Source organism: Streptomyces ochraceiscleroticus, assembly GCF_000720485.1.
Classification (GTDB): Bacteria; Actinomycetota; Actinomycetes; order Streptomycetales; family Streptomycetaceae; genus Streptomyces; species Streptomyces ochraceiscleroticus.
The window spans coordinates 13,601-32,571 of sequence record NZ_JOAX01000012.1 but is presented as its reverse complement, the minus strand read 5'-3'; the positions used below and the strand labels follow the sequence as shown (position 1 = coordinate 32,571).

The following is an 18,971-nucleotide window of genomic DNA, read 5'->3' as shown; positions in this document are numbered from 1 at the left end:
TGCGGTCAGCGCCTCTCGTACGGCACGTCCATGACGGCGCAGACCACGCGCCAGACCTCCTTGGCGCTCCAGCCCGCGTCGAGCGCCTCGTGGACGGTCCGGCCGCCCAGCTCGGACATCACGTAGTCGCGCGCGAAGGAGTCGGCGTACGCCGCGCCGAAGTGATCCGCCATCCGCTGCCAGAAGTCCGTCAACCGCATGACCCCAGTATCCCGCCCTGAGAGTGCAGCCGTGCGCGAGCCGCTGACCGGCCGCGGGTTCCGTCCTACCGTCGGGCCATGGCCGAAACCGCAAGTCCACCGACGACCCCTCTGGCGCGCGCCGAGCGCTTCATCTGGCTCACCGCGCGGGTCCTGGAACAGCGCCGCTTCGAACATCACTTCCTGGGCGGCAGCGCGGACGCCGTCGAGACCGCGCTCGACGCGTACCGCAACGACGACAACGGGTACGGGCACGCCCTGGAGCCGGACCTGCGCGGCCCGGTGAGCCAGCCGCTGCACACCGCGCACGCACTCTCGGTACTGGACGCCATCGGGCGCTGCGAGGGCCGCCGGGTGGAACAGGTCTGCCGCTACCTGACGCAGATCTCCACCCCCGAAGGTGCCCTGCCCGCCCTGCATCCTTCGTTGCGCGGCTATCCCGCGGCGCCCTGGATCCCGGTGGTGGACGATCCGCCGAGCGATCTGCTGGCGACCGGCCCGGTGGTCGGGCTGCTGCACCGGAACAAGGTGTGGCACGCCTGGCTGTTCCGGGCCACGGACTACTGCTGGCAGGCGGTGGAGTCCCTGGAGAAGACGCACCCGTACGGCGCGGAGGCCGCGCTGGGCTTCCTGGAAGGCGTGCCGGACCGGGCACGCGCCGCTGCCGCCGCCGGGCGCCTGGGCCGGCTCGTACGGGAGCAGGGGCTGGTGGTCGTGGAGCCCGAGCGGGCGCACGAGATCCCGGTGGCGGAGGGGTACGCGCCCGGTGAGCACCACTTCGCGTACGACTACGCGCCCACCCCGGCGTCCCCGGCGCGCGGCTGGTTCACGGACGCGGAGATGGACCGGGCACTGGACCACCTCGCCGCCCTTCAGGAGGAGGACGGCGGCTGGCCGGTGAACTGGCGGGCGTGGGCGCCGGGCACGACGCTGGAGTGCCGCCCGATGGTGACCCTCAAGGCGCTGCGGACGCTGCGCGCCTACGGGCGCGACATCGGATGACCCGCCCCCGAGGGCGAGCGGCCGGGGCGCGCCCTCTCTGAAGGCGGTTCCGGAGCGCTGTCGTGAGCGCTGTCTCTGAGGAGCAGCGCGCACAGGGCCAGGGTGGTGCCTCGTGGGGAGGCCAGGTCGATGCCGGTGAGTTCGGCGATCCGGGCGAGTCGGTTGTCGACGGTGTTCGGGTGCAGCCCGAGTGCCCGTGCGGTCGCGCGGCGGTCCTGGCGCGTCTCCAGGTGGGCGCGCAGGGTGTCGGTCAGTTCGGGACGGCCGTCGAGCGGGTCCAGGAGGGCCGCGATCATCGGGCTGCTCTCGTCGCGGCGCGAGAGGTGGTACTCGAGCAGCACGTCGGCGAGCCGGTGGAGCTCCGGGGGCCGTCCGGAGGCGTGCGCGATGCGGATCACCTCGGAGGCGGTACGGGCGGCGTGCGGGACGCCTCCGGGGCTCTCGGACCGTGCGGCGGCACAGCGCACCGGGCCGCCGCACGCACGGGCCAGGCGCCCGGCGAGGCCGTCGGCGGGTTCCGGTGCGCCCGGTACGAGCGCGTGGCCGCCCACGGCGTCCAGGCTGAGGAGTACGTCGGTGCCGAATTCGCGTTCCAGGGCGGTCTGCAGGCGCCGCAGGCCGCGGCGGACCGCGATCGGTGCGGGGGCGGGGCCGTCGGCCGGCGGGAGGCGCAGCGCGAGGACCGTGACGGGACCGTCCAGGCCCAGTTCCTCCAGCGCATCCCGGTCGGCGGCGGGCGCGCCGTCGATCAGGGCACGCGCGAGGGTCCGCCGTTCCTCGCGCCGTTCGGCGTCCAGCGCGGCGCGCTCGTCGAGGTAGGTCTCGGCAACCGCCCCGATGACGCTGTCCTGGTTGCGGAGGAGGAAGTCGGTCAGCTCGGTGAGGGCGGCCTCCTCACCGGGGCGGGCCTCGTCGCGCAGCGTCCGCCAGAGGGCGTAGGTGCCCAGCGCGTGGGTGCGCAGCAACAGGTGAAGCGGCAGCCCCTCCTCCGCGCGCTGCGCTGCGCGCTGCCTGAAGAGCGCGTGGTCGCCGCGGCGGCCGCCCCCGCCGCGTACCCGCCGCATGAAGAGGCGCAGCCCGTGCCGAACGGTGGCGGCGATCTCGACGTCCTTCATGTCGTCGGGCAGCTCGGCGTATCCGGGGATGTGCGCGAACACGTCGCCGGACATCTCGCGGGCCAGTTCGTTGACCCGTGTCTCGCAGCGCAGGGCAAGGTCACGGGCTGCCTCGGACAGCGGCACGCGTGCCTCCTTCCTCCGGGTGCGGTCCCGCGCCGCATCCGAAGGGGCAGCACGAGATTGTGACGCGTCACAGTACCGACGCCGGGGCGATGTGACGGCACCGGATGTCGTCCGGTACGTACGCGGCTCAGACTCGGTGGCCCGGCCGCGAAAGGCCCCCGTCGTACCGGCCGGCATCCGACTCTCGTAAGGAGCCGTTTCTATGACGCAGCACAGCCCCGACGACTATCTCGCCTACGTGGACCGTGTCTGGCAGGGGCAGGACACTCTGCTCGCCCACCTCTCCGGGGCGTACACGGGGGACTCTCTGGTGCGCATCGGCGAGCGGACCGGGTTCCTGCCCGCGTTCGCCAACGTGGCGGTGTTCGACACCGGGTCGGACGGGCTGGTGCTGGTGGACTCCGGGGACGTCCGCACAGCCGGGCACCTCCACACGGCGGTGACGGCGTTCGGCGCGGCAACGGACAGTGCGCCGCGCAAAGAAGTGCGCAGCATCGTCTACACGCACGGGCACGTGGACCACGTCTTCGGAGTCGGCCCGTTCGACGAGGACGCGCGGGCGCGGGGCGTGGCCGCTCCCGAGGTGGTCGCCCATGAGGCGGTGGCCGCGCGCTTCGACCGCTACACGGAGACGGCCGGCTACAACTCCTGGATCAACCGGCGGCAGTTCGGGGTGCCGGCGCTCAACTGGCCGACCCGCTACCGCTACCCGGACACCACCTACCGGGACCGGCTCACGCTGCGCTACGGGGACCTGACGTTCGAGCTCTTCCATGCGCGCGGTGAGACGGACGACGCCACGTACGTCTGGATTCCGGAGCTGAAGACGCTGTGCACGGGTGACCTGTTCATCTGGAACTCGCCGAACGCCGGCAACCCCCAGAAGGTACAGCGCTACCCGGAGGACTGGGCGCGTGCGCTGCGCGCGATGGCGGAGCTGGGTGCCGAGGTGCTGCTCCCCGGGCACGGCGTGCCGATCGTCGGCGCGCCCCGGGTCGCGCAGGCCCTCGGGGACAGTGCCGAGTTGCTGGAGTCGCTGTGCACCCAGACGCGGGAGCTGATGAACGCCGGACTGCGCCTGGACGAGGTGCTGCAGGGCGTCAAGGTCCCGGCCGAACTGCTGGCGAAGCCGTATCTCCACCCCGCGTACGGCGAGCCGGAGTTCGTGGTGCGCAACCTGTGGCGGCTGTGGGGCGGCTGGTACGACCAGAACCCAGCGCACCTCAAGCCCGCGCCCGAAGCGGAGCTGGCCGCCGAGCTGGCGGAGGCGGCGGGCGGCGCCGTCGTACTGGCGCGCCGGGCGGCGGACCTGCTGGGCCGCGGGGAGCTGCGGCTGGCCGCCCATCTCGCCGAGACCGCGGCACTGGCGGCGCCGAAGGACCGCGAAGTGGCGCGGGTCCGCGCGGAGGTGTACGCGAAGCGGGCCGCCGCCGAGTCCTCCACGATGGCCCAGGGCGTCTTCCGGTGGGCCGCTGCGGAGTCGGCGGCCGTGGTCGAGGGGTCCGACCTCACCACCGAGCTGACGCGCAGCGAGGGGGGCCGTCGGCGGGCGGCCGGCGCCATCTCGGTCGGCGTCGTGGCGGACGAGGACGGCTGCGCGTGCGGATCGGCGGCGGACAGCGGGACGGCGCCGGAGGCCCTTCGGTGACATCCGCCGCCGAGTCCGCGCCGGCCGTCGTACGGGGCGCGGCCGCCGCCGTACGGGGGCCGGCCTGGCGCACGACGTGGCTGCTGCTGGCCTTCATGCTGGTGAACTTCGCCGACAAGACGGTCATGGGCCTGGCCGCGAACCCGGTGATGCACGACCTCGGGCTCACCCGGGAGCAGTTCGGCACGGCGTCCTCGGCGTTCTTCGCGCTCTTCAGCCTGGCGGCGCTGGCCGGGTCGTTCCTCACCCGCACCGTGCGCACATCCGTACTGCTGCTGGGCATGGCGCTCCTGTGGTCGGCCGCGCAGTTGCCGATGCTGATCGGCGCGGCCGGCTTCGGGGTGCTGGTGGTCACGCGCGTCCTGTTGGGCGCGGCGGAGGGCCCGGCGTCCCCGGTGGCGCTGCACCACCTGTACGGCTGGTTCGAGCAGAAGGACCGCACGCTGCCGACCGCGGTGCTGCTGGCCGGCGCGGCGGCCGGGGTGGCCATCGCGGCGCCCACCCTGGGCGTGGTGATCGACCACTGGGGCTGGCGCTGGGCCTTCGGGGTCGTCGGTCTCGTCGGACTCCTCTGGGCGGCGGTGTGGCTGCGCTACGGGAAGGAGGGGCCGCTGGCGCCTCCGGTGGGCAGGCGGCGCGCACGGGAGCCCGCTTCGGCGGGCGCCGCCTTGGGGGCCGCGGCCGGCATCCCGTACCGGAAGCTGCTGCTGTCGGGGACCTGGCTGGCGGCGGCGCTGGGCTCGTTCGCCGCGTACTGGACGCTGTCGGCCGGGCTGACCTGGTCGGCGGACTACTTCCAGGAGGTGGGCGGGCTCTCGTTGCGCGGCGCGAGCCTTCTGATCATGCTGTCCGCGCTGTCCAAGGGAGCCGCGATGCTGGCCCACGGGGCGCTCGTCCAGTGGTCGGTCAAGCGGGCGGCGGCCGGGCTGCCGCCGCGCCTCACCTGGTCCTCCGGCGTGAAGACCGGCCTGGTGATGATCCTGGCCGGCGTGGCCATGGTGGGGTTCGCCGCGACGGACGTGCTGTGGCTGAAGATCGTCCTGCTGCTCGGGCCGATGGCCGTCACGGACATCGTCCTCACGGTCGCGGCGACCGCGGTCTCCCGGATCTCCCCCGCCGACCGGCGCGGCGTCACCCTCGGCGCGCTGACGTGTGTGTTCGCCCTGGCGGGCGTGCTGGCGCCGCTCGTCATGGGGCGCATCGTGGACGCGGGCACGACCGTCGCCTCCGGATACTTCGGCGCGTACGTGCTGATGGCCGGACTGGTGACGGCGGCCGGAGTGGCGGTCACGCTCTTCCTGCGCCCCGAACGGGACGCGCGCCGGCTGGGCACGGTGTAGAGACCCGGTGAGGGCGGGCGTACGGGGGTGCGCCCGCCCTCACCGTTTCAGCCGCCGAGCGCCCGTACCCCCGCCGTGACCACCACGGCAGCCGCGACCACCAGCAGGAACGGCGCGCGGAGTACGAGGGCGAGGGCCGCCGCGCCGACACCGGCCACCCTGGCGTCCAGAAGGAGGTGAGGACCCTCACTGAGGGTCTGCTGCGCGGTCAGGGCGGCCAGCAGGGCCACCGGAAGCAGCGCGGCGAGCCGCTTCACAAGGGGGCGCTCCAGAAGGCCGGCGGGCACCAGCAGGCCCGCGTACTTGAGCAGGTAGCAGCCGACGGCGGTGGCGCCGATCGCGATCCAGGTGTTCACCGGCTCTCCTCCTGTGCGCGTGCTGTCCTGCGGGAGCGGGCGCCCTGGGCCAGCAGCACGGCAGGGGCGGCCAGCGCGGAGACCAGGACCGGCACGCCGGCGGGCAGTACCGGCAGGGTGACCAGCATCAGGACGACGGCCAGGCCCGCCACGGCGCGCTCCACGGCGGTCTTCAGCATGGGGGCGAGCAGCGCCAGGAAGACGGCGGGCCCGGCCGCGTCCAGGCCCCAGGCGGCGGTGTCGCCGAGCGCTTCGGCGCCCAGCGCGCCGGCCAGTGTGGTGAGGTTCCACAGGACGTAGAGCGACAGTCCCGTGACGGTGAAGCCGAGGCGGGCGCTGCGCCGGTCGGGCTGCGCGAGCGTGACGGCGGACGTCTCGTCGATGACCCAGTGGGCGGCGAGCGGCTTCACCAGGGCCCGGTAGCCGAGCAGCCCGGAGAGCCGCAGCCCGTAGAAGGCGTTGCGGGCGCCCAGGAAGAAGGCGCCGGCCGCGGCGGCGAACGGGTTGCCGCCCGCGCCCAGCGCGCCGACCAGTGCGAACTGGGAGGCGCCGGTGAACACGAGGAGGCTGAGCAGGCAGCTCTGCAGGACGCTGAGGCCCGCGCCCGCCGAGGTGACTCCGAAGGCGAAGCCGGAGAGTCCGACGGCGACACCGACGCCGAGCGCGTCCCTGATGACGGCGGCGTCGGGCTTGCGCGGCGGGCCCTCCAGGGGCGCACCCGCCACGGCGCCCGGTATCCCGGGCGGTACGGTCTGTTCGATCTGTTCTGCCACGTGCTCCACGCTAGGCAGACGCCGCCCCGCGGTCTTGTACGTTCTTGCGCGCCACTGGTCGTCCGCGCTCCGCCCCGGGGCGGCCGTCACGAGCTCTCGCGCTCGCGCCGGTACGCGCCGGGCGGTACGCCGACGATCCTCGTGAAGTGCCGGTTCAGATGCGGCTGATCGGTGAAGCCGACGGCCACCGCCGCCTCGGCGGGCGTGGTGCCGCGGTCCAGGAGGCGCCGGGCACGGCGCACCCGCGCGTCGGTGAGCCAGGCGTGCGGCGGCATGCCGTACGCCCTCTTGAAGGCGCGCAGCAGCGCGAAGGGGCTGGTGCCCAACTGCGCGGCGAGCTGGTCCAAGGACGGCGGGTCCGTCAGCCGCTCCTCCAGGATCTCCCGTGCCCGCGCTGCCCCGGCCGCGCCCGCCGCGCGGGGTGTACGGGCCGGAAGGGGCCCTCCGTACCGGCGCAGCAGCCGGGAAACGGCGATCCGCAGCATGCTGTCGGCGGCCAGCGCGTTGCCCGCCTCCGCCGCCCGGTGCACCTCCTGGATGAGCCGGGAGGTGTACGGATCCTCGACGGCCGACTCGGTGAAGCCGGGTGTGCCGCGGAGGGCGCTGGTCTCCGCGGCGATCTCGGCGATGAGGCCCGCGGACGGGTAGAGCGTGGAGTACGTCCAGCCGTCGTCGGTGCCCGCCCGCGCGGTGTGCGGCACCTCCGGGTTGATCATGACGACGCTGCCGTGGCCGGCCCGTAGGGTCCCGTCCGGCAGCCCGACCTCCTCGATCCCGCCCGACACCGCGGCCAGCACGAAGCCCTCGTGGCTGTGGCGCGGGAAGGCGTGGCGCACGTACCGGGCGCGCAGCAGGTCCAGGCCGGGCAGCTCCGCGTACCGCCAGTGCCGCGCCCACTCGCCGGACGCCCGCCCGCGACCGCCGGCGCGCCCGCTCCCCCGGCCCTCCGCCGGGCCGCCCCCGCTGCTGCCCATGCACCCATTCTGCGCCCAGCACCCCGTCGCTGACCTGCGCGTCCACGGTCCGGACGGGCCGCCCGCCGACCGTTGTCAGTGGTCCGAGGCAGGATGGGGTCATGGCGAGGACCGCGCTCGATTCGTTCTCCCCCGCGACCAGAGGCTGGTTCACGGGGGCCTTCCACGCGCCCACCGCCGCGCAGGACGGCGCCTGGCGGGCCATCGGCGAGGGCTCAGACGTCCTGGTCGTCGCGCCGACCGGCTCCGGCAAGACCCTCGCGGCCTTCCTCGCCTCCCTGGACTCCCTCGCGAGCACGCCGCCGCCCGCCGAGCCCAAGAAGCGCTGCCGGGTGCTGTACGTCTCCCCCCTCAAGGCCCTCGCGGTCGACGTCGAACGCAATCTGCGCTCCCCGCTGACCGGTATCCGCCAGGAGTCCGTCCGGCTCGGCCTGCCGGAGCCCGACATCCGGGTGGGCATCCGTTCCGGTGACACCCCCGCCGCCGAGCGCCGCTCGCTCGCGAACCGTCCGCCGGACATCCTGATCACCACCCCCGAGTCGCTGTTCCTGATGCTGACCTCCCAGGCGCGTGACGCCCTGGCGGGCGTGGAGACGGTGATCCTGGACGAGGTGCACGCCGTCGCGGGGACGAAGCGCGGCGCGCATCTGGCGCTGTCCCTGGAGCGCCTGGACGAGCTGCTGCCCCGCCCGGCCCGCCGCATCGGCCTGTCGGCGACGGTCCGGCCCGTGGAGGAGGTCGCGCGCTATCTGTCGCCGCGCCGCCGGGTGGAGATCGTGCAGCCGCCCTCGGGCAAGGAGTTCGACCTCTCCGTGGTGGTGCCCGTCGAGGACCTGGGAGAGCTGGGCGGCTCGCCCGTACGGGAGACCGGGCCGGACGGCGGCGATGCGGGCGGCGACAAGCCGTCCATCTGGCCGCACGTCGAGGAGCGCATCGCCGACCTTGTACAGGCGCATCGTTCAACGATCGTCTTCGCGAACTCCCGGCGCCTGGCCGAGCGCCTGTGCAACCGCCTGAACGAGATCGCGTACGAGCGCGCCACGGGCGAGCCGATGCCCGAGGACCACTCCCCCGCCGAACTGATGGCCCAGTCCGGCGGCGCCAAGGGCGCTCCTCCGGTGCTGGCCAGGGCGCACCACGGCTCGGTGTCCAAGGAGCAGCGCGCCCAGGTCGAGGAGGACCTGAAGGCGGGCCGGCTGCCGGCCGTGGTGGCCACCTCCAGCCTGGAGCTGGGCATCGACATGGGCGCGGTGGACCTGGTGGTCCAGGTGGAGTCGCCGCCGTCGGTCGCCTCCGGGCTGCAGCGGGTGGGCCGCGCGGGCCACCAGGTGGGCGCGGTGTCCACAGGCGTGGTCTTCCCGAAGTACCGCGGCGACCTGGTGCAGGCCGCGGTGGTCACGGAGCGGATGCGCGAGGGCGCCATCGAGGCGCTGCGCGTCCCGGCCAATCCCCTGGACGTGCTGGCCCAGCAGCTCGTCGCGATGGTCTCGATGGACGCCTGGGACGTCGAGGAGCTGCTGGCCGTGGTGCGACGGGCCGCGCCGTTCGCTGCGCTCCCGGAGTCGGCGTACAGCGGCGTGCTGGACATGCTGGCGGGCCGGTATCCCTCCGACGCGTTCGCCGAGCTGCGGCCGCGCATCGTGTGGGACCGGGTCGCGAACACCGTCACGGGCCGGCCCGGTGCCCAGCGTCTCGCCGTCACCTCGGGCGGCACGATCCCCGACCGCGGCCTCTTCGGGGTCTTCCTGGCCGGCGCCGACCCCAAGAAGGGCGGCGGCCGCGTCGGGGAGCTGGACGAGGAGATGGTGTACGAGTCGCGGGTCGGCGACGTCTTCACGCTCGGCACGACCTCCTGGCGCATCGAGGACATCACCCGGGACCGGGTGCTGGTCTCGCCCGCCCCCGGGGTGCCCGGCCGGCTGCCCTTCTGGAAGGGCGACCAGCTCGGCCGTCCCCTGGAGCTGGGCCGGGCGCTGGGCGCGTACCTCCGGGAGATCGGCGCGCTGGAGCCGGAGGCGGCCCGGGCCCGGCTGTCGGCCGCCGGACTGGACGACTGGGCCGCGGGCAACGTCCTGAGTTACCTCGCCGAGCAGCGCGAGGCGTGCGGCCACGTCCCCGACGACCGCACGATCGTCGTCGAGCGCTTCCGGGACGAGCTGGGCGACTGGCGGGTGGTGGTGCACTCGCCGTTCGGCGCGCAGGTGCACGCCCCCTGGGCGCTGGCGCTGGGCGCCCGGCTGACCGAGCGGTACGGCATGGACGCGCAGGTGATGCACGCCGACGACGGCATCGTCCTGCGACTGCCGGACGCCGACCTGATGGGCCTGGACCTGCTGGACACCGACCCGGACGCGGCGGGCGCGGAGTTCGACCCCGATCAGTCGCCGGTGGGCGCGGCCGATGTCGTGTTCGACAAGGGCGAGGTCGACCAGGTCGTGACCGACCAGGTGGGCGGCTCTGCGCTGTTCGCCGCACGCTTCCGGGAGTGTGCGGCGCGCGCCCTGCTGCTGCCGCGGCGCAATCCGGGCAAGCGCACGCCCCTGTGGCAGCAGCGCCAGCGCGCCGCGCAACTGCTCCAGGTGGCGAGCGAGTTCGGGTCCTTCCCGATCGTCCTCGAAGCCATCCGCGAGTGCCTGCAGGACGTGTTCGACGTCCCCGGTCTGACCGAGCTGATGGGGGACATCGAGTCGCGCCGCGTCCGGCTCGTGGAGGTGACCACCCAGGAGCCCTCGCCGTTCGCCCGGTCGCTGCTCTTCGGGTACGTGGCGCAGTTCCTGTACGAAGGCGACTCCCCCCTGGCAGAGCGCCGCGCCGCCGCCCTCTCGCTCGACTCCCGGCTGCTCGCCGAGCTGCTGGGCCAGGCCGACCTGCGCGAGCTGCTGGACCCGGAGGTCCTCGCCGACCTGGAGCGCGAGCTGCAGTGGCTGACCGACGACCGCAAGGTCAAGGACGCCGAAGGCGTCGCCGACCTGCTGCGACTGCTCGGGCCGCTGACCGACGCCGAGCTGGCCGAGCGCGGCGCGGATCCTGCGTGGGCGGCGGAGCTGGGCGCTGCCCGGCGCGCCATCCGGGTGCGAGTGGCGGGCGCCGAGCACTGGGCCGCGGTCGAGGACGCCGGGCGGCTGCGGGACGCCCTCGGTACGGCGCTGCCCGTGGGCGTCCCGGAGTCCTTCATGGAGCCGGTCAAGGACCCGCTGGGCGACCTGCTGTCCCGGTATGCGCGCACGCACGGCCCGTTCACCTCGGAGCAGGCCGCCGCCCGCTTCGGCCTCGGCACGGCCGTCACCGACGGGGCGCTGCACCGCCTCGCGGGTGCGGGCCGGGTCGTCCAGGGCGAGTTCGCGCCGTCCGGTGTGCACCAGGAGTGGTGCGACGCGCAGGTGCTGCGGCGGCTGCGGCGGCGGTCGCTGGCCGCGCTGCGGCACGAGCTGGAGCCGGTGCCGCCGCCCGCGCTGGCCGCCTTCCTGCCGCAGTGGCAGAGCGTCGGCGGCCACGGGCTGCGCGGCATCGACGGACTGATGCGCGCCGTCGAGCAGTTGCAGGGCGCGCCCGTGCCCGCCTCGGCCCTGGAGCGGCTCGTCCTGCCCTCCCGGGTGTCGGGCTACTCCCCCGCCCTGCTGGACGAGCTGACCTCCATGGGCGAGGTCCTGTGGGCGGGCGCCGGCGCGCTGCCCGGCAAGGACGGCTGGATCGCCCTGTATCCGGCCGACACCGCGCCGCTCCTGTTGCCGCAGCCGCACCCCTTCGAGGTGACGCCGCTCCACCAGTCCGTACTGGACGCCCTCGCGCCCGGGTACGGCCTGTTCTTCCGTCAGCTCGCCGACCAGGTGCGGGCCACGACGCACCCGGACGCCACCGATCCTCAACTGGCCGACGCCGTCTGGGACCTGGCCTGGTCCGGGCGGCTGACCAACGACACCCTGGCGCCGCTCCGCTCGCTGCTCGGCTCGGGCCGGACGGCCGGTGCCACCGCGCACCGCGCCCGCCGGGCCACCCCGCGCGGCCGGTACGGCGGCCTCACCGCCGCCACCGGCCGGACGGGCCGCCCCACCGCGTCCCGCTCCGGGCCGCCCACGGTGGCCGGACGCTGGTCGCTGCTGCCCGTACTGGAGCCGGACCCCACCCACCGGGCGCACGCGCTGGCCCACACGCTCCTGGACCGGCACGGCATCGTCACCCGGGGCGCGGTGGCGGCCGAGGGAGTCGAGGGCGGCTTCTCCGCGGCGTACCGAGTGCTGTCCGCCTTCGAGGAGACCGGCCAGGCCCGCCGCGGATACGTCGTCGAGGGACTGGGCGCGGCGCAGTTCGCGATGGACGGCGCGGTGGACCGGCTGCGCGCGGTCAGTACGAGCCGGGACCGTACGGCCGAGGAGACCGCGCCCGGCGGCTCCTGGCAGCCGGCCGGACCGGCCCGCGGCGGCGGCACTCCGCGCGCCGTCGTACTGGCCGCGGCGGACCCGGCCAACGCGTACGGCGCCGCGCTGCCCTGGCCGGAGCCGCCGGAGGGCTCGTCGCACAAGCCTGGCCGCAAGGCGGGCTCGCTGGTCGTCGTGGTCGACGGCGAGCTGGCGGTCTACATGGAGCGCGGCGGCAAGACGCTGCTGGCCTGGCAGGCCGGGGAGGACGGCGGAGGGGCCCGGGTGCGGCTCGCCCTGGAAGCGCTCGCGGCCGCGGTGCGGAACGGCTTCGTGGGCGCGCTCACCATCGAGCGGATCAACGGCTCGTCGGCCCTCACCTCGCCACTGGCCGCCGAGCTGGAGTCCGCGGGCTTCCACGCGACACCGAGGGGCCTGCGGCTGCGGATATGAACGCGCCACCGCCGGCCCACGCTCCCCGGGCCGCCGCGCACGGCATGATGGAGCCATGCCCGAAGGCGACACCGTCTGGCGGGTCGCCGCGGAGCTGCACGAGGCACTGGCCGGGCGGCGGCTGACCCGTACCGACCTGCGCGTACCGAAGCTGGCCACGACCGACCTGGCCGGTCGCTCCGTACGGGAGGTACTGCCGCGCGGCAAGCACCTCCTCACCCGCGTCGAGGGCGGCCTCACGCTCCACTCGCACCTGCGGATGGACGGTGCCTGGCGGGTGTACGGCGCGGGCGAGCGCTGGCGCGGCGGTCCCGACCACCAGATCCGCGCCGTGCTGGCCACGGCGGAGCGCACCGCTGTCGGCTACCGCCTCCCCGTACTGGAGCTGCTGCGCACCGCCGACGAGGACAGCGTCGTCGGCCATCTCGGCCCGGACCTGCTCGGCCCGGACTGGGACCCGGACGAGGCGCTGCGCCGGCTGCTGGCCGACCCGGACCGGGCGCTCGGCGAGGCGCTGCTGGATCAGCGCAATCTGGCCGGGATCGGGAACGTCTTCAAGTGCGAGCTGTGCTTCCTGCTGCGCGCTTCGCCCTGGCTGCCGGTGGGCGCGCTGCCGCGCCCCGACCGGGCGGTCTCGCTGGCGAAGCGGCTGCTGGAGGCGAACAAGCGGCGGCTCGCCCGTACGACCACGCCCAGCGCGCGCCCGGACCGCCGCCTGTGGGTGTACGGCCGTGCCGGCCGCCCCTGTCTGCGCTGCGAGACGCCGATCCGCGTCGCGGACCAGGACCCCGGGCCACAGGCCCGCGTCACCTACTGGTGCCCGCGCTGCCAGCCCGATCCCCCTGCAAGCGCGGCGTCGTAACGCAGGCGAGAGGCGCCCGGCCGCCTCTCGGGCCGAACACCTCTCAGGACCGACCCGCACCACGGACCGGACCGGGGACGCCTCAGGACCGCCCCGGCCCTCCACCCCACCGCCCGTGCCGCCATGCCTTGCTGAACCGCGCCGTGAGAGCGGAGTCGCTCGGGGCACCCACGCAGCCGCCGCGCGTGTGCCAGCCCGCCGCGCCGACGCGCCCCCCACCTCGGCGCGCCCGACGCGGTACGCAGTGCACCGGCAGCAGGCTCAGACCCCAGCCGCCCGCGGCCATCGCACCTTCCACGACCCCCGCTCCCTCGGGCCAGAAGAGCAGTCGCAGCACGGCCCACCACCACAGCGCTCCAAGGAGCACCGCGACGGCCCAGCGACCCGGCACCTGACGGAGCAGTACCACCGCACCGCCCGCCGGGCCGCGGCCCGGCGCCCCCACCCTGCCGCGGCCCGGTGTCCCGGGCGGCCCGGCGCCCGCGTCCCGGACCGGGTGCCGGGAGAAGAAGCCGCGCCATGCCATGACTGCCTCCTCCGGTCGACGGTAGTCGGCCATGGCCCTCCGGCGGGAGGGCGCACCGGGGCACGAACGGCGCGTTCCGCAACGCACGACACGCGCTCGGACGGAACCGTTCCCGATCGGTCCAGCCCGGCTCCGGAGTCTGTCACCGGCTGTCGGACCGCAGTCAGCCACCGGCAGTACGGGTCGGAAGCGATCGGGCCACCGGAGAGTGCCTTACCGGGCCGCCATCAGGCAGCCCTCAGGCCGCCTCGGCCTGGAACATCCAGTGGTGCTTCTCCAGATCGGCGGTGAGCCCGATCAGGAGGTCCTGGGTGACGGGGTCGGGCTCGTCGGTGGCGATGATGCGCTCCCGCATCCGCTCGATGACGGCGCCGAGCGCCCGTACGAGGGTGGCCACCGCGTCGTTGTCCTTGATCCAGCCGGCGTCGACGGCGTCGATCCCGCTCGTCTTGGCCACCGTCTCCGCGCGGCCGTCGGGGGTCACACCGATCGCGGAGGCCCGCTCGGCCACCGTGTCGGCGTGGCCGCGTGCGCTGGCGACGACATCGTCGAGCTGGAGGTGGACGGACCGGAAGCGCGGGCCGACGACGTTCCAGTGAACCTGCTTGGCGAGGAGCGACAGGTCGACCAGGTCCACCAGCGCGCCCTGGAGCGCGTCACCGACCGTCTTGCGGTCGCTCTCGGACAGCGTGCTGTTGACGACAGGCATGCATTACTCCCGTTTCAAAGCGAATGGTCCGTTTTGGCCATCGTACAAACGATGCCCCATGACGAGAAAAGCCGCAGTTCGGACGGGAGTCTCCGTGGTGCCCTCCGGCAACACGAAAACCCCGGCGGGCGAGTGCCCACCAGGGTTTTCTTCATGCCTGCAAGCGGTCTGCGGGACCGCGGCGGTCAGGCCGCTACGACATCCACGGCCTCCGCCGGCGCCTTGATCGTCACGCGCTCTTCGGGAACGCCCGTCAGGGAAGTGACGGAAACGGCGTTGAACGTGGGGCGTACCGGCGTCGGCACCGGCTCGCTCGCGGCCGCGGACCGGGCCAGCTCCGCGAGCGCCAGCTCGTCGCTGACCTCCCGCATGAGCTCGGACATCCGTACGTCCAGCGCATCGCAGATCGCAGAGAGCAGCTCGGAGGAAGCCTCCTTCTGCCCCCTCTCCACCTCGGACAAATAGCCGAGAGACACCCGGGCGGAGGAGGAGACCTCGCGCAGGGTGCGGCCTTGACGCTGACGCTGTCGGCGCAGCACGTCACCCAGCAGGCGACGGAGCAGAATCATCGCTGGCTCCCTCCTCGGACCTCGGATCCGGATCCTTCTCGCCCCACCGTACCGCCTCGGGCCTCAGCCGTGCCGGGAGCGAGTTCGTGTTCACTCAGGGCTGTAAACATCAGATACCCCCGTGATGTTCCGTATCCTTTGCCCGCGCATTTTCTGTCAGTTCGCTCAACAGGAGATCCACTACTGCGGTGACGCTGTCCCTGCGGATCCGGTCGCGATCCCCGTGCAACGTCAGCCGGCGCACTTTTCCCTCACCGCCGGGCCCGGTGACCGCGACGTAGACCGTGCCGACCGGCTGCCCGTCCTGCGGGTCGGGGCCGGCGACCCCTGTTGTGGCAATACCCCAGTCGGCGCCGAGCACGCGTCGTACACCCCGTGCCATTTGCCGGGCGACGTCGGCGTCCACCGCACCACGGGTGGCCAGAAGCGCGCCGTCCACACCCAGTACGAGGCTCTTCAGTTCGGTCGCGTACGCCGTGACCGAGCCCCGGAAGCACCGGGAGGCACCGGGAACCGCGGTGAACACGCCCGCGACCAGACCGCCGGTCAGCGATTCGGCCACGGCCAGCGTCTGTCCACGCTCCGTCAACGCCGCCAGCGCCCGACCGGCGCCCTCCTCGGCGCCGGAGGCAGCAGAAGGCGCGACGGGTGCCGTAAGGCCGTCAGCGCGCGCCTCAGAGCTTCCCTGGGACCCTTGCGCAGCCTCTGTACCGCCACTCACCGCGTCGGCCCCTGACCGGAGGGCTCCTCACCGGACCGTGCCCGGAGGGCCTCCCGCGACTTGGCAAGCCCGGCCCGGCGCAGTACGACGGCCTGCTTCACGTAGTCCAGGCCCGTGACGACGGTCAGCAGCACGGCCACCGCCATCACCCACCAGCGCAGCGTGGCCAGCGGACCGGTGAGCACGAGGACGTACATCCCGACCGCGGTCCCCTGGGCGAGCGTCTTCATCTTGCCGCCGCGGCTGGCCGGGATGACCCCGTGCCTGATCACCCAGAAGCGCAGCACCGTGATGCCGAGCTCCCGGAAGAGGATCACTCCGGTGACCCACCAGGGCAGGTCGCCCAGGATCGACAGGCAGAGCAGCGCGGCGCCCATGATCGCCTTGTCCGCTATCGGATCGGCGATCTTCCCGAAGTCGGTGACCAGGTCGTAAGCGCGCGCCAGATGCCCGTCGAAGAGATCGGTGATCATGGCGACGGCGAAGGAGGCCCAGGCGAACGAGCGCCAGGCCGGGTCGTACCCGCCGCCGTGCATCAGGAGCAGCACGAAGACCGGTACCAGGACCAGCCGCAGCATCGTGAGGATGTTGGCGATGTTCCACAGCCCGGCCTGCCGCCGGACGGTCTTCGGCCGTCCGGCCCCGCCGGCGGCGGAAGCACCTGCGGCGGAAGCCGGGACTCCGGTCATCTGCCCGCCTCCTCGGGACACCCGGCGCCGTGCTCGGCGCCGAGCGGCAGCGGCTCCGCCACGAGGTCCACGCCCTCGGTCGCCACCACCTTTGCTTCGACCATACGACCTGGAGCCAGGTCCTGGCCGGTCGTGAGGAGGGTGACGCCGTCGGTCTCCGGGGCCTGGTGCGCCGCGCGGCCGACCACGCCGTCCTCGTCGTCGACCCGGTCGACCAGCACGGACAAGGTCTCGCCCAGGCGCTCCTCGGCGCGCTGCGCGGTCAGCTCCTCGGCCAGCCGGGAGAGGTGCGCCAGGCGCTCGGCCACCACCTCGGGGTCGAGCTTGTTCTCGTAGCCGGCCGCCTCGGTGCCGTCCTCGTCGGAGTACCCGAAGACGCCGATGGCGTCGAGTCTCGCCTCGCTGATGAAGCGTTCCAGCTCGGCGAAGTCCTCCTCGGTCTCCCCGGGGAAGCCGACGATGAAGTTGGAGCGGGCACCGGCCTGCGGCGCCTTCGTACGGATCTGCGCGAGCAGGTCCAGGAAGCGGTCGGTGTCCCCGAAGCGGCGCATGGCGCGCAGCACACCGGGGGCCGAGTGCTGGAAGGACAGGTCGAAGTACGGGGCGACCTTGTCGGTGCCGGTCAGGACGTCGATCAGCCCGGGGCGCATCTCGGCGGGCTGGAGGTAGCTGACCCGGATGCGCTCGATGCCGTCGACCGCGGCCAGCTCCGGCAGCAGCGTCTCCAGGAGACGGATGTCACCGAGGTCCTTGCCGTACGAGGTGTTGTTCTCGGAGACCAGCATGACCTCCTTCACACCCTGCTCGGCCAGCCAGCGGGTCTCCCCCAGCACGTCCGAGGGGCGGCGCGAGATGAAGGAGCCGCGGAAGGACGGGATGGCGCAGAAGGAGCAGCGGCGGTCGCAGCCGGAGGCGAGCTTCACCGAGGCCACGGGGTTGTTCCCCAGACGGCGGCGGAGCGGGGCGCGCGGCCCGGAGGCGGGCGCCACGCCCTCGGGAAGGTCCGTGGGGGCCGAGGCGAGTGCGTCGCCGTGGCCGGGGAGTGCGACCCCGGCGCCCTGGCGCTCGGCAGGGCTGATCGGCAGCAGCTTGCGCCGGTCGCGCGGGGCGTGCGCCTCGACGTTGCCGCCGCTCAGGATGGTCTGGAGGCGGCCGGAGATGTCGGTGTAGTCGTCGAATCCGAGCACGCCGTCGGCCTCGGGCAGCGCCTCGGCCAGCTCCTTGCCGTACCGCTCGGCCATGCAGCCCACGGCCACCACGGCCTGGGTGCGGCCGTGGTCCTTCAGATCATTGGCTTCCAGGAGGGCGTCGACGGAGTCCTTCTTGGCGGCCTCGACGAAACCACAGGTGTTGACGACGGCGACATCGGCTTCGGCGGCTTCCTCGACGAGCTCCCAGCCGTCCGCTGCCAGGCGGCCTGCGAGCTCCTCCGAGTCCACCTCGTTACGGGCGCAGCCAAGAGTGACAAGGGCGACGGTACGGCGTTCGGGCATGGCGCCCAGCCTACTTCGTCCCGGACGTCCCCATGCCTGGGAGGGTTCCCCGCACCGCCCCGCGCCCCGGCATACGGCCGCCCGCCGCCTCTCCTGGAGGGGCGGCGGGCGTTTCCCCGGCGTTTCCCCGGAAGCCGGCGGGCGTGCGCTCAGCCGGCCTGCGGGTCACCTGGGGTGTAGCTCAGGCGCTCCACGGAGCCCTTGTCGCCGATCTCCTTGACCTCCTTGCCGTTGACGTACAGCTGTACGGCTCCGGCGTTACCGAGGACGAGGTCGATCCGCTTCTTGTCGGTGAAGGTCTTGGACTCGCCCTTGCGGAGCAGGCCGTCCTCCAGGAGCTTGCCGTTGGCGTCCTTGGCGGAGATCCAGCTCTGCCCGTCACGTCCGGTGATCTTGATGGTCACCTTGTCCTTCGGCAGGCCGGCGATGGCGCTGTCGGAGGGGTCGGGCTTGGGGTCGGCGGGCTTGGTCTTGGTCGGGGACGGCTTGACGGTCGGGCTCTCGCCGACGTGACCGTCGGCGACGGATGCCTCCTGGCCCTTGCCGCCGTCGCTGAACAGCGTGAATCCGACGAAACCGATCACGGCGACGATCGCGGCGACCATCGCGGCCGTCCAGTTCGGACGCCGCCGCTCGGGACGCATGCGTTCCGCTTCGAAGAGCGGCGCCGCCGGGGTCGGCGCGGGCCGGCCGCCGTGCTCGGCATCGAACTGGGCGATCAACGGGGCCGGATCCAGTCCCACGGCACGTGCGAGTGTTCGAATGTGACCACGGGCGTACACGTCCCCGCCGCAGCGCGAGAAATCTTCCTGCTCGATCGCGTGCACGATGGGGATGCGCACCCGCGTGGTCGTACTGATCTCGTCGACGGTCAGTCCGGCGTCGACGCGGGCCTGCTGGAGGACACGACCGACGGAAGGCCGGTCGTCTTCAGGGGAGTTGCCGATGGACACGGGGGCGCCTTTCGAGCGTGTAGCCACCTGCTGGATGTTCAGTCTAGGGGTGTACCGAAAGGGTCGGGCAAGCGGGAGGGCGGACTTTGTACGCCATCGGAAGGCCC

Annotated in this window: 17 protein-coding genes; 5 read left to right on the top strand and 12 right to left on the bottom strand. The window is 73.6% G+C overall.

Annotated features, from left to right (window positions below):
* Positions 1 to 5: 5 nt before the first annotated feature.
* Positions 6 to 200: a DUF3046 domain-containing protein gene (locus IG84_RS0116600; RefSeq protein WP_031057220.1), complete on the bottom strand. Its 195-nt coding sequence runs from the start codon at positions 198 to 200 to the stop codon at positions 6 to 8.
* A 78-nt stretch (positions 201 to 278) separates the two neighbouring features.
* On the opposite strand from IG84_RS0116600, the gene IG84_RS0116595 reads away from it, so the two are divergent.
* Entirely contained in the window at positions 279 to 1,202 is a 924-nt protein-coding gene (locus IG84_RS0116595) for a hypothetical protein (protein ID WP_031057215.1), read from the top strand.
* On the opposite strand, the gene IG84_RS0116590 is transcribed toward IG84_RS0116595, so the two are convergent.
* Positions 1,181 to 2,443, bottom strand: a complete 1,263-nt coding sequence (locus tag IG84_RS0116590) for a PucR family transcriptional regulator (RefSeq protein ID WP_063761807.1) — start codon at positions 2,441 to 2,443, stop codon at positions 1,181 to 1,183. The genes IG84_RS0116595 and IG84_RS0116590 overlap by 22 nt on opposite strands.
* A gap of 202 nt (positions 2,444 to 2,645) precedes the next feature.
* On the opposite strand from IG84_RS0116590, the gene IG84_RS0116585 reads away from it, so the two are divergent.
* Positions 2,646 to 4,091: an alkyl sulfatase dimerization domain-containing protein gene (locus tag IG84_RS0116585; RefSeq protein ID WP_051861809.1), complete on the top strand. Its 1,446-nt coding sequence runs from the start codon at positions 2,646 to 2,648 to the stop codon at positions 4,089 to 4,091.
* Entirely contained in the window at positions 4,088 to 5,431 is a 1,344-nt protein-coding gene (locus IG84_RS0116580) for an MFS transporter (RefSeq protein WP_157848890.1), read from the top strand. Before IG84_RS0116585 ends, IG84_RS0116580 begins: the two co-directional genes overlap by 4 nt.
* Positions 5,432 to 5,478: 47 nt before the next feature.
* Here IG84_RS0116580 and IG84_RS0116575 read toward each other — a convergent pair whose 3' ends face one another.
* The 3 genes from IG84_RS0116575 to IG84_RS0116565 all read right to left on the bottom strand — a co-directional run bounded on the left by IG84_RS0116575 (position 5,479) and on the right by IG84_RS0116565 (position 7,534).
* The gene (locus tag IG84_RS0116575) at positions 5,479 to 5,787 is read right to left on the bottom strand and encodes an AzlD domain-containing protein (protein WP_031057201.1); all 309 of its coding nucleotides are present in this window, start codon (positions 5,785 to 5,787) and stop codon (positions 5,479 to 5,481) included.
* A complete protein-coding gene (locus tag IG84_RS0116570; RefSeq protein ID WP_382467547.1) occupies positions 5,784 to 6,569 on the bottom strand; it encodes an AzlC family ABC transporter permease in 786 nt (261 codons plus the stop codon). Before IG84_RS0116570 ends, IG84_RS0116575 begins: the two co-directional genes overlap by 4 nt.
* 77 nt (positions 6,570 to 6,646) lie before the next feature.
* Positions 6,647 to 7,534, bottom strand: coding sequence for an AraC family transcriptional regulator (locus tag IG84_RS0116565; RefSeq protein WP_031057192.1), 888 nt, complete (start codon positions 7,532 to 7,534; stop codon positions 6,647 to 6,649).
* A gap of 101 nt (positions 7,535 to 7,635) precedes the next feature.
* On the opposite strand from IG84_RS0116565, the gene IG84_RS0116560 reads away from it, so the two are divergent.
* Positions 7,636 to 12,342: an ATP-dependent helicase gene (locus IG84_RS0116560; protein ID WP_031057188.1), complete on the top strand. Its 4,707-nt coding sequence runs from the start codon at positions 7,636 to 7,638 to the stop codon at positions 12,340 to 12,342.
* Between the two features lie 55 nt (positions 12,343 to 12,397).
* Positions 12,398 to 13,204, top strand: a complete 807-nt coding sequence (locus tag IG84_RS0116555) for an Fpg/Nei family DNA glycosylase (RefSeq protein WP_031057185.1) — start codon at positions 12,398 to 12,400, stop codon at positions 13,202 to 13,204.
* A gap of 82 nt (positions 13,205 to 13,286) precedes the next feature.
* On the opposite strand, the gene IG84_RS39870 is transcribed toward IG84_RS0116555, so the two are convergent.
* From IG84_RS39870 to IG84_RS0116525, 7 genes are all read right to left on the bottom strand, one after another.
* Positions 13,287 to 13,730: a hypothetical protein gene (locus IG84_RS39870; protein ID WP_382467548.1), complete on the bottom strand. Its 444-nt coding sequence runs from the start codon at positions 13,728 to 13,730 to the stop codon at positions 13,287 to 13,289.
* Between the two features lie 238 nt (positions 13,731 to 13,968).
* Complete coding sequence (locus IG84_RS0116550; protein WP_031057182.1) at positions 13,969 to 14,439, bottom strand: Dps family protein; 471 nt, start codon at positions 14,437 to 14,439, stop codon at positions 13,969 to 13,971.
* Positions 14,440 to 14,624: 185 nt separating this feature from the next.
* Positions 14,625 to 15,008: a helix-turn-helix domain-containing protein gene (locus IG84_RS0116545; protein ID WP_030260616.1), complete on the bottom strand. Its 384-nt coding sequence runs from the start codon at positions 15,006 to 15,008 to the stop codon at positions 14,625 to 14,627.
* 109 nt (positions 15,009 to 15,117) lie between these two features.
* On the bottom strand, positions 15,118 to 15,606 hold the full coding sequence (locus IG84_RS0116540; protein ID WP_031057179.1) for a CinA family protein: 489 nt from the start codon (positions 15,604 to 15,606) through the stop codon (positions 15,118 to 15,120).
* Positions 15,607 to 15,725: 119 nt separating this feature from the next.
* Complete coding sequence (pgsA, locus tag IG84_RS0116535; RefSeq protein ID WP_031057176.1) at positions 15,726 to 16,418, bottom strand: CDP-diacylglycerol--glycerol-3-phosphate 3-phosphatidyltransferase; 693 nt, start codon at positions 16,416 to 16,418, stop codon at positions 15,726 to 15,728.
* Entirely contained in the window at positions 16,415 to 17,911 is a 1,497-nt protein-coding gene (gene rimO / locus IG84_RS0116530; RefSeq protein ID WP_031057174.1) for a 30S ribosomal protein S12 methylthiotransferase RimO, read from the bottom strand. Before rimO ends, pgsA begins: the two co-directional genes overlap by 4 nt.
* A gap of 149 nt (positions 17,912 to 18,060) precedes the next feature.
* Positions 18,061 to 18,864 carry a helix-turn-helix domain-containing protein gene (locus tag IG84_RS0116525; protein WP_031057171.1) on the bottom strand — a complete coding sequence of 268 codons (804 nt, stop codon included), beginning with the start codon at positions 18,862 to 18,864 and terminating at the stop codon, positions 18,061 to 18,063.
* Positions 18,865 to 18,971: the final 107 nt, after the last annotated feature.

Excerpts from the sequence above, each read along its gene's own strand:
- IG84_RS0116600 (WP_031057220.1), bottom strand. The coding sequence starts at position 200 with ATGCGGTTGACGGACTTCTGGCAGCGGATGGCGGATCACTTCGGCGCG.
- IG84_RS0116595 (WP_031057215.1), top strand. The coding sequence starts at position 279 with ATGGCCGAAACCGCAAGTCCACCGACGACCCCTCTGGCGCGCGCCGAG.
- IG84_RS0116585 (WP_051861809.1), top strand. The coding sequence starts at position 2,646 with ATGACGCAGCACAGCCCCGACGACTATCTCGCCTACGTGGACCGTGTC.
- IG84_RS0116565 (WP_031057192.1), bottom strand. The coding sequence starts at position 7,534 with ATGGGCAGCAGCGGGGGCGGCCCGGCGGAGGGCCGGGGGAGCGGGCGC.
- IG84_RS0116560 (WP_031057188.1), top strand. The coding sequence starts at position 7,636 with ATGGCGAGGACCGCGCTCGATTCGTTCTCCCCCGCGACCAGAGGCTGG.
- IG84_RS0116555 (WP_031057185.1), top strand. The coding sequence starts at position 12,398 with ATGCCCGAAGGCGACACCGTCTGGCGGGTCGCCGCGGAGCTGCACGAG.
- IG84_RS39870 (WP_382467548.1), bottom strand. The coding sequence starts at position 13,730 with ATGGCATGGCGCGGCTTCTTCTCCCGGCACCCGGTCCGGGACGCGGGC.
- IG84_RS0116550 (WP_031057182.1), bottom strand. The coding sequence starts at position 14,439 with ATGCCTGTCGTCAACAGCACGCTGTCCGAGAGCGACCGCAAGACGGTC.
- IG84_RS0116545 (WP_030260616.1), bottom strand. The coding sequence starts at position 15,008 with ATGATTCTGCTCCGTCGCCTGCTGGGTGACGTGCTGCGCCGACAGCGT.
- pgsA (WP_031057176.1), bottom strand. The coding sequence starts at position 16,418 with ATGACCGGAGTCCCGGCTTCCGCCGCAGGTGCTTCCGCCGCCGGCGGG.
- rimO (WP_031057174.1), bottom strand. The coding sequence starts at position 17,911 with ATGCCCGAACGCCGTACCGTCGCCCTTGTCACTCTTGGCTGCGCCCGT.